General features: G+C 61.5%; 11 protein-coding genes. 7 read left to right on the top strand and 4 right to left on the bottom strand.

Annotated features, from left to right (window positions below; all coding sequences use genetic code 11):
• Positions 1-29: 29 nt before the first annotated feature.
• The 4 genes from LY631_RS08340 to dhaL (LY631_RS08325) all read left to right on the top strand — a co-directional run bounded on the left by LY631_RS08340 (position 30) and on the right by dhaL (LY631_RS08325) (position 4540).
• Complete coding sequence (locus LY631_RS08340) at positions 30-1034, top strand: dihydroxyacetone kinase subunit DhaK (RefSeq protein WP_274424766.1); 1005 nt, start codon at positions 30-32, stop codon at positions 1032-1034.
• A 10-nt stretch (positions 1035-1044) separates the two neighbouring features.
• Positions 1045-1707 (top strand): dihydroxyacetone kinase subunit DhaL, encoded by a 663-nt coding sequence (gene dhaL / locus LY631_RS08335; protein ID WP_274424764.1) that lies wholly within the window; start codon positions 1045-1047, stop codon positions 1705-1707.
• An 84-nt stretch (positions 1708-1791) separates the two neighbouring features.
• Entirely contained in the window at positions 1792-3849 is a 2058-nt protein-coding gene (locus LY631_RS08330; protein ID WP_274424763.1) for a bifunctional sugar-binding transcriptional regulator/dihydroxyacetone kinase subunit DhaK, read from the top strand.
• A gap of 37 nt (positions 3850-3886) precedes the next feature.
• Entirely contained in the window at positions 3887-4540 is a 654-nt protein-coding gene (gene dhaL, locus LY631_RS08325; protein WP_274424762.1) for a dihydroxyacetone kinase subunit DhaL, read from the top strand.
• Between the two features lie 60 nt (positions 4541-4600).
• Here the strand turns inward: dhaL (LY631_RS08325) and LY631_RS08320 are convergent, their stop codons facing one another.
• From LY631_RS08320 to LY631_RS08305, 4 genes are all read right to left on the bottom strand, one after another.
• Positions 4601-5533: a sugar phosphate isomerase/epimerase family protein gene (locus LY631_RS08320; protein ID WP_274424761.1), complete on the bottom strand. Its 933-nt coding sequence runs from the start codon at positions 5531-5533 to the stop codon at positions 4601-4603.
• Between the two features lies 1 nt (position 5534).
• Positions 5535-7046 (bottom strand): glycerol-3-phosphate dehydrogenase, encoded by a 1512-nt coding sequence (locus tag LY631_RS08315; RefSeq protein WP_274424759.1) that lies wholly within the window; start codon positions 7044-7046, stop codon positions 5535-5537.
• A gap of 6 nt (positions 7047-7052) precedes the next feature.
• The gene (locus LY631_RS08310) at positions 7053-8678 is read right to left on the bottom strand and encodes an FGGY-family carbohydrate kinase (RefSeq protein WP_274424758.1); all 1626 of its coding nucleotides are present in this window, start codon (positions 8676-8678) and stop codon (positions 7053-7055) included.
• 96 nt (positions 8679-8774) lie between these two features.
• Positions 8775-9740, bottom strand: coding sequence for a sugar-binding transcriptional regulator (locus tag LY631_RS08305; protein WP_274424757.1), 966 nt, complete (start codon positions 9738-9740; stop codon positions 8775-8777).
• Between the two features lie 663 nt (positions 9741-10403).
• Here LY631_RS08305 and LY631_RS08300 point away from each other — a divergent pair.
• The 3 genes from LY631_RS08300 to LY631_RS08290 are packed head-to-tail and all read left to right on the top strand — an operon-like array spanning position 10404 to position 13725.
• The gene (locus LY631_RS08300; protein WP_274424756.1) at positions 10404-11063 is read left to right on the top strand and encodes a DUF2291 family protein; all 660 of its coding nucleotides are present in this window, start codon (positions 10404-10406) and stop codon (positions 11061-11063) included.
• Positions 11064-11065: 2 nt separating this feature from the next.
• The gene (locus LY631_RS08295) at positions 11066-12634 is read left to right on the top strand and encodes a sugar ABC transporter ATP-binding protein (RefSeq protein WP_445082863.1); all 1569 of its coding nucleotides are present in this window, start codon (positions 11066-11068) and stop codon (positions 12632-12634) included.
• A complete protein-coding gene (locus LY631_RS08290; RefSeq protein ID WP_274424754.1) occupies positions 12631-13725 on the top strand; it encodes an ABC transporter permease in 1095 nt (364 codons plus the stop codon). Before LY631_RS08295 ends, LY631_RS08290 begins: the two co-directional genes overlap by 4 nt.
• Positions 13726-13740 lie beyond the last annotated feature (15 nt).

The raw sequence follows: 13740 nt of genomic DNA, 5'->3' as shown, positions 1-13740 counted from the left end.
CGAACAGGCTACGGCGAGCGAGGACAGGGATGGCGACCAAGAAGATCATCAATCGTGGCGATGATGCCGTTGACGAAATGCTGGATGGCGTGATCGCTGCTCACGGCGATGTCGTGATGCAGCTTGCCGAGAATCCCCGCGCCCTGGTCGCGCGGGAGGGGCCGCGAAAGGGCAAGGTCGGCCTGGTGATCGGCGGCGGCTCCGGCCACGAGCCTACCTTTCTCGGCTTTGTCGGCAAGGGGCTCGCCGACGCTGCGGCAATTGGCAACGTCTTTGCCTCGCCTCCGCCGGACCCGGTGCTGGCCTGCACCAAGGCGGTCGATGGCGGCGCCGGCGTGCTTTACATGTACGGCAACTATGCCGGCGACGTGATGAACTTCGACATGGCCGCCGAAATGGCCGCCATGGAGGACATCGAGGTCCGAACGGTGCTTTCAACCGACGACATCGCCTCCGCCCCGGTGAGCGAGCGTGAAAAGCGCCGCGGGGTCGCCGGCAATTTCTTCATCTTCAAGGCAGGGGGTGCCGCCTGCGACATGATGCTGCCGCTCGACGAGTGCGAGCGGATTGCCCGCAAGGCGAACGACCACACCTATACGATCGGGGTCGCGCTCTCGCCCTGTTCGCTGCCGCAGACGCGCAAATGGAATTTCGAGATGGGCGAGAACGACATGGAGATCGGCATGGGCATCCATGGCGAGCCCGGCATGATGCGCGAGTCGCTGCAGACGGCGGACGAGATCACCGACCGCATCATGGATTCGATCTTCGAGGAAATGGCGCCCCAAAAGGGCGACCGGGTCGCGGTGCTCGTCAATTCTCTCGGCTCCACGCCGCTGATGGAGCTCTATATAATGAACCGCCGCGTTCATCAGCGGCTGGGGGAGGCGGGGCTTTCCGCGCACAAGACCTGGGTCGGCGGTTACTGCACCTCGCTGGAAATGGCCGGGGCATCGATCACGCTCATGCATCTCGACGACGAATTGACCCGGATGGTCGATCACCCCTGCGCCTGCGCGATGTTCAACGGCTGAGGAGGCGGCAATGAGCACATTCGACAGCGCACGTTTGATCGCCATGTTCGAGGCCGTCGCCACACGTATCGAGACCGAGAAGGACCACCTGTGCGCGCTAGACGGCCATATCGGCGACGCCGATCACGGCATTGCTATGGCGCAGGGCTTCAACGCCGTGCGTGCCGCCGTGACTGATCTCGATCCCGGTGCGGTGGCGCCGAGCGACGTGTTCAACACGGCCGCAAAGGCGTTTCTAAACGCTGTCGGTGCCTCGTCCGGTCCCCTTTACGCCACCGCCTACATGCGCGCCGGCGCGGCATTGAAGGGCAAGGAGGTCGCGACGGAGGACGACATGGCGCAGGCCTTCCAGGCGATGGCACAAGGCATTGAGGATCGCGGCAAGGCCGTCGTCGGCGAAAAGACGATGGTGGATGCCTGGCGGCCGTCGGCCGACGCGCTTGCCGAGGCACGCGAAGGCGGAGCCAGTCTCGCCATCGCCTTGCAGGCGGCGAGCACGGCCGCTGCGAAGGGGGCTGAGGCGACGGCCGACATGATCGCAGGCAAAGGACGTTCCTCCCGCCTCGGCGAGCGCGCACGCGGCCATGTCGATCCGGGCGCGGCCTCGGCTGCGATCATTATCGAGGTGATGGCGGAGAGCCTTTCCGGCGCAGGTGGCCCAGGAGCCCCCTGAGCCGCGCACCGCTTGCTCCGCACTGTACACCGCGATACGACATTGCGGGTTCCGGCAGGGCCGGCATAGGATGCAGGTGCGCGAATGGCTAAGGCAGTAAACGGGAAGGGCGGCACGACACAGTCGATTCCGTTGCGCTATGGCGACGATCCCTATGTGTGGGCCTGCTGGCTCTACTATGAGGATCAGCTTACCCAGGGCGAGATCGCCGAGACGATGGGCATCTCGCGCGCCACGGTCAACGCCTATCTGGCCGAGGCGCGCGAGCGCGGCATCGTCAACATCACCATTGATCCGGAGCGGCTTTCCGCGCTCACCATCGCCCAGGAGCTGAAGCGCCATTTCGGTCTCGACGACTGCCTCGTCATACCCAGCGACGGCGGCGCTCATCCGCTGATCGAGCGTCTCGGGACCGCTGGCGCACGCGTCCTCAACCAGACGGTGCGCTCCGCCGACACGATCGCTGTCGCCTGGGGTCGCACTGTGATGGCAGTCGCCGAGCGTGCCCGGCGCGGCGACCTTCAAGACGTTTCCGTCATCCAGGCGACGGGCGGCACCACGGCGACCTTCGAATACACGCCCGAGGCTTGCGCGGCATGCCTTTCCGCCGCGCTGAATGCACGCTGCGTCAACCTGACGGCGCCGGCGCTCGTCTCTTCGGCCGAAGTTCGCGACCTCCTCTTGCAGGAGCCGGTGGTTGCGGGGCAGCTTGCGGCGCTGGCGCGAGCGAACCGGCTTCTCTTCGGCATTTCCTCCCTGCGTCCCAACTCGACCATCCATACAAGCGGCTTCTTCGATTCGGTCGCCACCCAACTCTACCTGGAGAAGAACGCCGTGGGCGTTATTGCCGGCCGTTTCATCGACGACCACGGGCGGCCGGTCTCCGGACCGCTCGACGAGCGCACCATCGGCATCACGCTGGACGGGTTCGAGGGCATCGAGACCAAGATCGCAGTGGTCGGCGGCATCGACAAGGTGGCCGCGATCCTGGGCGCTCTGCGCGGCGGCTATATCGATGTACTCGTCACCGACGCGGCAACCGGCCGCGGCATCCTCAAGGCCGACGGCGTGGCGGAGTTGGACCGCAAGCTTGCGCCCCAGCGCGGTCCGGAGGCCGGCGTCGTCAACGTCCGCAGTGCGGTCAAGAAGTTTGTCAACAAGCCTGTGGACGTGATCGAGGAGATGCTTGATGGCATCGTCCATGCCCATGAACGCTATCTGAGGCCGATCGACGGCCATCGTCGCGCACTCGTGGCCCAGCGCGGGCCGCGCGAGGGCAAGGTGGGGCTCGTCATCGGCGGCGGCTCCGGGCACGAGCCGTGCTTTCTCGGTTATGTCGGAAAGGGAATGGCGGACGCGGCGGCCATCGGCAACATCTTTTCGGCCCCTCCACCGGATCCGATCTCACAATGCGCTAAGGCAGCCTCGGGTGGTAAGGGCGTGCTCTTCGTCTACGGCAATTATACCGGCGACATCATGAATTTCCAGATGGCCGCAGATCTCGCCAAGGCAGAAGGCATCGAGGTGCGCACCGTCATCACCACGGACGACATTGCCTCCTCACCCGTCGAGGACCGCGAGGGCCGGCGTGGCGTGGCCGGCAATTTCTTCACTTTCAAGATCGCCGGCGCAGCATGCGATCGCATGTGGCCGCTTGAGGCCTGTGAAGCGGTTACCAGCAAGACCAACCGGCGGACCTATACAGTCGGCGTTGCGCTCGAGCCATGCTCGTTGCCGCAGACGCGCACGCACAATTTCGAGATCGGGCCGGACGAGATGGAGATCGGAATCGGCATTCACGGCGAGCCGGGGGTCGCCCGCGACCGGCTGCGACCCGCCGACGAGGTCGTGGATGCAGTCATGGACCGCATCTTTTCTGAGATGCAGGCCGGAAGTGGCGACCGCGTTGCCGTATTGGTCAATTCGCTCGGCGCCACTCCCCTGATGGAACTTTACATTCTCTACCGGCGCGTACGCCAGCGGCTGGAGGCCAAATGCATAGCAGTCCACGCCAGTTGGACCGGTCACTATTGCACATCTCTGGATATGGCTGGCGCTTCTATCACCGTGCTGCATCTGGACGACCAACTCGCGGAGTTGCTGGACCATCCCTGCGATACCGCATTCCTCTCCATAAAGTAGCTGATAGAATGGCGAGGGGAGAAACGGGAGGAATATCATGTCGAGGAATCAGGCTCGCGAACTGGTCTCAATGTTCTACGCGATTTCCGAGGCGATCGAGGCCGAAAGAGGTTCCCTGACCCGTCTCGACGGGGTTATCGGCGATGCCGATCACGGTATTACGATGTCCACCGGTTTTCTCGCCGTGAATTCCGCACTTTCAAAGCTGGACATGGAGAACTGCACTCCATCGGACGTGTTTTTTACTGCGGCCAATGCCTTTCTCAACGCGGTCGGTGCCTCGACTGGACCACTTTACGCGACTGCCTTTCTGTGCGCCGCAACGGCAGTGCGGCAGCACGATTGTGTCGACGGTCGTTTCCTGTGTTCGATCTTTGCGGCAATCGCGGAGGGAATCAGGGAGCGCGGAAAGGGAGCGCGTGGCGACAAAACGATGCTTGACGCGTGGCTGCCGGCCGCCGAAGCCGCCCACGCTGCCTATGAGCGCGGCGCTTCGGTCGACCAGATCGCGCGCGAAGCAGCAGAGGCGGGGGCCGCTGGGGCGGCCGCCACGCGGGCGATGATCGCATCAAAAGGGCGGGCCGCTCGCCTCGGCGAGCGCTCGCTCGGTCACATCGATCCGGGCGCGGCTTCGGCAAGAATTATCATCGAAACCATCGGTGTTCATTTTAAGAAATCGATCCAGCAATGAATTGCGAGAGCGGTGTCAGACAGTCGTTCGCTTCGGCGTCGAAGGGAAATTGTTCAGCCTCTAAACCTTGAGATCGGAAGCACCCGAATCGATGTGAGGTGCCCAGAAGGCCACGCTTTCGGCGATCTGCGGTATCACTTCCCGGTCGTTCGGCTCTCGCTCCTTGAACGATAGCTCAAGGCAAATTTCGTTGTTCTCCGCACCGCCTTCGGCAAACGCTGCAAGCAGCGGCTCAGGCTGGATTCGCCCCTTGGCATTGAACTCGGAAGTAAAGGGCCGGTGCCCGCCCTTGTCCAGAAGCGATTGTTTTACGTGAATGATCGGGCTGACTTTCGGCACTGACCGCGCCCAGGCATAGGGGTCGAAATCGTCGGGATTGGGCGACGTGACGTCGCCGTGATCAATGTCTGCCATCATCCACATGGGTATGGCCATGTCAGCTGCCGATAGGCGATCCTGCAAAGCCATGCAGGATTGAATCGTCTCGCCGAATTCCCGGCCGATGCTCATCGGCTCCCAGAAGAGGAAGCAAAGCCCGGCGTCTTTTGCGTGTTCGGCGACCTCGGCCCAGCAGTCGATGGCGATCCGGATCAGTTCCTCGCGCCGTGCGGGGTCGTCGTAGTCGCGATAGGTGAAGATTGCGAACTGGGTGCCAATGGAGGTGCCGCCCAGGTCGGCGATAATGTCGGCGAAGGTCTTGAACCAATCAACATAATAGCGGCGGACCTCCCGGTCCGGGTGTCCGAAATGGTTGAGCCGGCCGTAAGGTCCCGTCATTCCCGAGGTGATCCGCACGCCGGTTCGATCAAGCGCACGATTCATGTCACGCATCAGCCGGCGGATGAGACGAGGCGGCCAGGATGGGTTGATGAACTCGTGCGTGAGCTGCAAATCCCGCACGCGTAGGGCATGCGCGACCGTATCGATAAGATCGTCCGGCTCGGCAAAGCGGTTCACCAGCGGATTGGTGTTGAGGGAAAGTGTAAGAGGCATCTCAGGCGGCCTCCCGCATTTCGGCACTGAACCAGGTGGCAAACTCGGCCTGTTGTGCTTCGGTGAGGTGCAGGCGATGCTTTGTTCGCCGCCAGAGCACATCCTCCGCGGTTGTTGCCCACTCCTGGTCCATCAGATAGCGCACCTCGGCCTCATAAAGATCACCCCCGAAGTGTCGGCCAAGTCCGTCGACTGACGTTGCCTCTCCCACGATCCGGGAGAGGCGGGTTCCGTAAAGGCGCGTATAGTGTTGCAGCAGCGAGCGGGGCATCCAGGGGTACTCTGCCTTTACCTTGGCCTGGAAGCTTTCGAAATCGGCGTTTTCCATGTCGCCGCCGGGAAGCGGTGTGGAGTGCGTCCAGTCCTTGCCCATTTCGGGGAAGAAGGTCCGCAGCTTGCCGAGGCCCCGTTCGGCCAGTTCGCGGAAGGTCGTAATTTTACCGCCGAAAACGTTGAGGAGGGGCGCGCCATCGTTTTCGTCGATATCGAAGACATAGTCCCGCGTGACGGCGGACGGGTTGCCCTGGCCATCGTCGAAAAGCGGCCGCACGCCGGAGAATGCGGAAAGGACATCCTCGCGGCGCAGCTTTTCCTTGAAGTAACGGTTGACCGCAGACATCAGATACTCGATCTCGGCTTCATCGGCGCTCACCTGTCCAGCCTCACCCTCATAGGCGACGTCCGTGGTTCCGATTAGCGCCTTGTCTCCCTCGTAAGGATTGATGAAGATGACGCGTTTGTCGTGGTTCTGGACGAGATACGCGTTTGCGCCTTCCCAGAATTTAGGCACGACGATGTGACTGCCCTTCACCAGGCGGACATTGCGGGACGAAGTTGAGCCGGCCACCCGCTGGATGACATCGTTGACCCAGGGACCCGCGGCGTTGACGAGCACCTTGGCGCGGAATTCGCGGGTCTCGCCGGTGCGTTCGTTGCGCGTGGTCACGCTCCAGGCGCCGTTCTCGCGCCGCGCCGAGATGCAGGGCGTTCGGGTCAGCACGGTCGCCCCGCGTGCAGCCGCGTCGATCGCGTTAAGCACCACAAGCCGTGCATCGTCCACCCAGCAGTCCGAATATTCGAAGGCGCGCGAGTACTTGTTGAGGATCGGTGCGCCCTCCGGCGCCCGCTGCAGGTCGAGCGTCCGCGTGCCGGGAAGCTTTTTCCGCCCGCCGAGATGGTCATAGAGGAACAGGCCGAGCCGCACGAGCCAGGCGGGTCTGTCATCGGGCGAATGGGGCAGGACGAAACGCAGCGGCCAGATAATGTGGGGCGCGGCGTTCATGAGAACCTCGCGCTCGATCAGGGCCTCGCGCACGAGCCGGAACTCATAGTATTCAAGATAGCGCAAGCCGCCATGCACCAGCTTTCCGGAGCGCGAAGAGGTTCCTTCGCCGAGATCGTCCTTTTCGCATAGAATGACGGAAAGCCCGCGCCCGGCGGCATCGCGTGCAATGCCGGCCCCGTTGACGCCGCCCCCGATGACGAAAAGATCGACTGTGTCCTGTTCCTTCATCTGCGCTTAAGCCCCCTGCGCTCTTTTCGCTGCGTCGAGCGTCATTCCCGTCTTCTCTTCGTGTGTTTCGGTGCCAAGCGACGCGCGATGCGCGGCAAGGCTGTCCCAGACCGGAGAGAGCGCCTGACGCGCCGAAACGTAGGCCGGAAACAGCCCGTCATAGACTTGCACGAGCTCCGGATCGGGCGGTTCCGCCTGCTCGAGGAGCGGCTTCACCCATTCGTCGATGCACGCGTTCATATCCGGGTAGATACCCGTCGCCACCGCCGCCATCATTGCACAACCGGCAGCTCCGGCTTCTTCGCGGGCCGAAACGCGAACCGGTGCGCCGACGGATGCGGCCAGAACGGAGCGAAGAGCGGCTGACCGGGCCGCGCCACCAGTCAGGCGCAGCTCGGCCGGCATCGGGCCCATCGCCGCGTAACAATCGCGTGCCGCCATTCCGAGGCCCTCGATGACTCCGCGCAGGAGATCAGGGAAACGGTGTTGCGCGGACAGCCCGATAAAGCCGGCCCGAGCATCCGCGTTGACGAATGGTCCTCGTTCGCCGGCTTCCGAAACATAGGGATGGTAGAGCAGGGCACCGGGATGCGAGCGGCTCATCCAGCCTTCGATGCGATCGACGAGATCCTTGTAGGAGTGCTCGTGCCCGGTTTCGCTCATCAGATCCGCGGCCACCCGAAGCACCCAATCGATGTTGAGCGTGGCGGCCATGTTCGTTTGAACCTGGGTGACGAGCCCGGGTACGGGAAGGCAGATGGTGTAGCCGGTCCGCTGCGCATTGAGGCGTACGGCGTCTGCAGGGACGGCCCGCATGTGCACACCGGTTGAACCCACAGTCGAGCAGGCGGCGTTTTCGTCACCGGTATGGACGCCAGCGCCCAGCGCGGTCATGACCATATCCACATAGCCGAGACAGACCGGTGTGCCTGGGCGCAAGCCGTTCGCTTCGGCCGCGTCTGCGGTGAGCGGATGCGTCGTCTGCGTGCCTTCGATGATTTCCGGAAGCAGCTTACGACGGCCCTTCAGGCCGAGCGCTCTGATCGCTCCGTCATCATAGGCGCGGGTGCGAAAATTCCCGAAGGTGAAGGAGGCCTCAGAAGGGTCGGTGGCCCGCACACCGGTCAGGTTCAGATAGAGCCAGTCCTTGCAATGCAAAGCGACTTCCGCGCGGTCGAGAAGCTCAGGCACCGTCGCATCCATATGTGCCATTTGCGCGCCCTGCTGACACGTGTTCAATCCCGTACCGGTGGCTTCGAACCGTGCCTGGTCGGCCGGATCCTCGGCAAGGCGGCGCACGGTCGGCGCTGCGCGCGCATCGAGCCAAAGCCAGGCGTCTCCGACCGGCCTGTTGTCGGCGCCAACCAGCCAGGTGCCGTCACCCTGTCCCGTCACTGCGATCGCGACGGTGCGGCGCGCGAGGCTGTCTAGCTTATCGCACAGTTGGCGTAGTGCGGAGGCACAGTCCGCCCAGGTTTGTTCCAGAGATTGGCTGGCTGACCCGTCCAGCCCGGTTTGGTAGTGATTCAGGACCGAGGCGTCGGCGACCTGGCGCCCGCTCAGGTCGAAAGCAACCGCCTTGATAACCGACGTTCCGGCGTCGATGCCGATAAGGATGTCCGGTTCAGCCATTGGCACTGCTCCTCAGCCATGCTGGGAAAGATGAGGTCGCCCGCGCGGCTGAGCTGTTGAGACGTTTTGTCAATTCATCCTCCCTGAGACGGCGTCCTATTCGGCGTTCGTGCGGAGCAGGGCATGCGCCGTCTTTTCTTCGGTGATCAGCCCTGAAAGAAGGCCGCTTCGCAGTATCGAAAGTATTGCCTGTTCCTTGCCCGCGCCGCCGGCAATAGCGACTGCGCGCCGTCTTGAAATCACGTCGAAATCGGGCGCCAGTGTGCGCGCGCTTAACGAGGTGCGGACCGGTTGGCCATCCCGGTTGAAAAAGTGCCCCAGAATTTCGCCGACGCCGCCCTTGTCCTGCACCTCGGCGATTTCCTCGAGCTCGATCATGCGTGAGGCAACCAATTGAGCATCGGGCCTTGCGGTGCCGATACCGACAAGGAAAAGATCGGCGTTCGCGGCCAAATCGAAAACTTCGCGCACACCCCGCTGCGCGAGCAGGATCTCGCGATCTTCGGCGGAATTCGCAAAAAAGGGCACCGGCATGACGTAGACCTCTGCCGCGGTCTTCTCGGTCAGACGATGCATGACATCGTGGGGATTGGCCGCGTAATTGCGCGTCAATCCGCCCATGAGTGAGACAAAACGTGTATTCGTTGCAGGCACGACGGGCAGGGCGGAGACCGCAGCAGCAAGCGTTCTGCCGTGACCGATCCCGATCAGCCGTGGTTCTTCCTTCTCGACTTCCTGCTGAATATAGGACGAACCTGCGACGCCCAGCGCTTTGACCGGCAAGCCCGCCTCATGCAGATCGGGCACCACCTTGCATTCGTCCAGAGCGAAGACATCGCAAATACGCTCTTCGAGTTCCAGACATTCAACGATCTCACCAGTGACCGTAATACGGACTGCGCCTTGCTGGTTCGCGGAGGCGATGAGGCGGTGGGCCTTTACCGTTGAGACACCTAGCCGGGCCGCGACCTGGGCCTGCGTCATTCCCGCGGCGTAATGTAGCCATGCCGCCCGGATCGGAAGACTGTCATTGGGGTCGCGCAGGTTGAGCGGCTTTTCCATGTGACCTTCAGAGAGGGTGAAAAAAAATTCAGTGTTAGAAAAGTAGTTCAAATCACATGAAACTGTCAATAAAATCACATAACATTCGCGCGAGGCAGGAAACCTGCCGAGGAGCGAGCCTTGACGGACTTAGCCTCGCGGCCATCCGCGGTACGGAGCAGATAGTGGCCGTTATGGAAGAGGTTTTATATGAAGTATTCCCTATGCTTCGCCCGAATCCTGCCATTTTCGGGCATTTCTCTCCCATAGACTTTTCGGAAGAGCGCACGCAATCGAGGAGCGTATAACAGTGACCCTCGCGTCGGCATTCAAGGAGACAGGCGATAGCCATCAGTGTTGGCGTTGATTCAATGATTGACATCGTCACAGAAATCTAACACTATCGTCACACAAGATATCACAAACTTAACATTGGGAGGCATGAGCGTTCCGCTTCACTGACGGAATTACCTACCGGGGAGAAGAGGCGCTCGGATGCGTGGGAGGAGACCATGATCCAGTCGTTTCATTGCCTGTATACCGCTACGCGTCAGAGCCTGAGTTGGCTGGGCGTGGCTTTCAGGTCGGAATGGTCCTGTGACGGACCATCAGGACAGCGTCGGATCTCCCCCGCAGTTCTAATCTCCCCCACGATCCAAGAATTAAGGCGATAGGCGCGTCTCAATGAGTTCTCAATCCGACATCGCACATTCTGTGCGCCGCAACGGCTCAGGAGTGAAGTCTGCAATCGGTGCTCTGGCCGTCATTGGGCTCGTGGTGACAATGGCACTGGATACAAAAGTCGTCGTCATCGGGTCCGAGGAAGACGTTCAGGAAGGAACCTTCTCGCCAGAGCGCTTTGGCCAGGAAATGTTCCCCGAAATCAGGCAAAGCGTCGTAAGTCGCGCGGTCGAGGCGCCGACACTGGCCGCGGCTATTTCGGACGATGCGGCGGCTGCCGGCAAGGAATACGGGGTGGGAGGCGGAATTGGCCCCGTAGTCCCGGTGAAGTTCACCGGAGTGGCTGGCGAGGCGCGCTCCGGGGTCTACACCGTCAACGTCGAGGGTGTGCCGGAGGAGACCACCATCCGTGTTCAGACGGGGCCGGCCATTAACGGAACGGATCTGCGCGACGCGACCGGCGAGATCACCTTTGGCGAGTTTACCAACCAGATCGAATACCAGGATGCCGGCGCGGGCATTAACAATGAGATGAAGCGTCAGGTTCTGGCCGACATCGATACCGAGAATCTCACTGGCAAGACCATCACGGTGACCGGTGTCTTCAAGCTGATCAATCCCAGCAACTGGCTCGTCACGCCCGTTGAAATGAGCGTCCAATGACACTGCACGAGATGCAAATCGCTTCCGAGCAGTCGTCCTCGATCGTGCTTTCGGCGCGCAACATCGCCAAATCGTTCGGCAATGTGCATGCGTTGAAGGGGGTGAACTTCGACGTTCACCATGGTCAGGTCACTACGCTGTTCGGCGAGAACGGCGCCGGAAAGTCCACCTTGATGAAGGTCCTGTCCGGGGTCATGCAGCCGAGCTCAGGCCAGATCGTGCTGGATGGAAACCCGGTTGCTTTCCACTCGGCTTCGGACGCGCGCGATCTCGGCGTGTCGATCATCCACCAGGAACTCAGTCTCGCCCCCAACATGAACGTGCGCGACAACATCTTCATGGGCCGCGAAATCATCGGGGCAGGCGGTGTCGACTACGCAGAGGAAGAAAAGCAGTCCAGAGCGCTGATGCGCGAGTTGGAGGAGGATATTGATCCACTGACCCTGGTGGAGGACCTCCGACTTGGCCAGCAGCAACTGGTCGAGATCGCCCGCGCGCTCTCAGTCGATTCACGCATTCTCATTATGGACGAGCCCACTTCGGCGCTGAGCGCATCCGAGGTCGAGGTGCTTTTCAAGGTCGTACGGGATCTGAAGAACCGCGGCGTTTCCATCGTCTATATCTCGCACCATCTCGAAGAGGCTTTGCAGATCACCGATCACGCGGTGGTCCTGCGCGACGGCGAAGTGACGGCAAGCGCACCGCGCGGCGACATCAGCCTGGAATGGATCGTCCAGAATATGGTCGGCGAGAATTTCGATCTGGGATCACCGCCCGAAGGGTACGCGATGGGCGATACGGCGCTCTCGGTCCGTGATCTCACGGTTCCCGACATGGTCAGGAAGGATCGCAACGTCGTTGATGGTGTCTCTCTGGAAGTCCGCGCGGGCGAAATCGTGTGCATCTACGGCCTGATGGGCGCCGGGCGCACCGAGATGCTGGAATGCATCGCGGGACGTCTGCCCAATGCATCCGGTTCGGTGAACCTCCTGGGTCAGGAGGTTTCTTCCCTCTCGATCGCCGAACGGATCGAAGAAGGACTGGTGCTCGTTCCCGAGGACCGGCAAAGGGACGGGCTGGTACAGACGATGTCAGTCGGCAAGAACCTTTCGCTGGCCAATATCCAGGCTTTCACCCGCGCATCGATCATATCGCGCCGTCGCGAACGGAATATCATCGAAGGCGCCATCAAGAACGTGACGATCAAGACTTCCGGCAGTGATGCCGAGATCGGATCGCTGTCGGGCGGCAATCAGCAGAAGGTCGTAATCGGCAAGATGCTCGCCACGGATCCGAAAGTCGTTCTGCTCGACGAGCCGAGCCGCGGGATCGATATCGGCGCGAAAGCCGAAGTTTTTCGTTTGCTCGCGGAAGGCGCGCGAAAGGGGTTGGCCGTTGTCTTTTCCACCTCGGAGGTGGGCGAATGTTTCAGCGTCGCTCACCGGATCATTGTCATGCGGCGTGGTCGAATATCGGCGGAATTTTCCAACGACGTGACCAAAGAAGAAATCATGGCAGCTTCGGGCGAGGCCGTAAGCGCCATAAGACCATCTACCGGAGTCACCCTATGAGCGACACAACAACAGCTCCGAACCAGGCTCAAGGCGACGTCGCGAGCGCTGATTTCGACCTGGTGAAACTGCTTCTGGAGGGGCGGGCTTTCTTTGCGCTGATCGCGATAATAATCGCGTTTTCTTTGCTTTCGCCGGTCTACTTCTCGCTCAACAATTTTCTCATCATGTCCTCGCACGTGGCCATATTCGGCCTGCTGGCGCTTGGCATGATGCTCGTTATCCTCACAGGCGGAATCGATCTGTCGGTCGGCTCGACCCTGGCGCTTTCCGGTGTTGTTGCCGGATTCCTGATGCAGGGTGTGTCTTTGGAAATGTTCGGCGTCGTTCTCTATCCGCCAGTCTGGGTCGTGGTGATCCTGACCTGCGGGGTTGGAGCGTTCGTTGGATTGATAAACGGCGTTTTGGTGGCCTTTTTCAAGGTGCCCGCCTTCGTCGCCACTCTTGGCCTTCTCTATGTGGCGCGCGGCGTCGCGCTGCTGATGACCAACGGGCTGACCTACAACAATCTGGATGGGAGCCCGGAGCTCGGCAATACAGGATTTGAATGGCTCGGATTCAATCGTCTTCTCGGCGTACCCATCGGAGTGATCGTCCTGGCTCTCGTGGCAATCGCTTGCAGCCTCATGCTCAACCGCAGCGCCCTGGGCCGCTGGATTTATTCTACGGGGGGTAACGAGCGCGCGGCTGAGCTCTCCGGCGTTCAGGTTAAGCGCGTGAAAGTCACCGTCTACATTCTATCCGGCATTTGTTCGGCCATTGCGGGTCTCGTCCTGAGCTCCCAGTTGACTTCCGCCGGTCCGACTGCGGGCGAAACATACGAGCTAACTGCCATCGCAGCCGTGGTGATCGGCGGCGCAGCGTTGACGGGCGGCCGGGGCACGGTACGCGGCACCCTTCTAGGCGCATTCGTGATCGGCTTTCTGTCTGACGGCCTCGTCATCATCGGGGTGTCTTCGTACTGGCAGACGGTTTTCACCGGCGCAGTCATAGTGCTGGCGGTTCTGCTCAACTCCATTCAGTACCGAGGCGGACGCCGTAAAGGCCCCGCCAAACTGAGTTCTCCGCAAAAAGGGACAGCTTCCGAGTGATCCGATTGCGGAAGT

It is taken from the genome of Chelativorans sp. YIM 93263 (genome assembly GCF_028767125.1).
In the GTDB taxonomy this organism is placed as follows: Bacteria; Pseudomonadota; Alphaproteobacteria; order Rhizobiales; family Rhizobiaceae; genus Chelativorans.
This window is presented reverse-complemented; position numbering and strand designations above follow the sequence as displayed.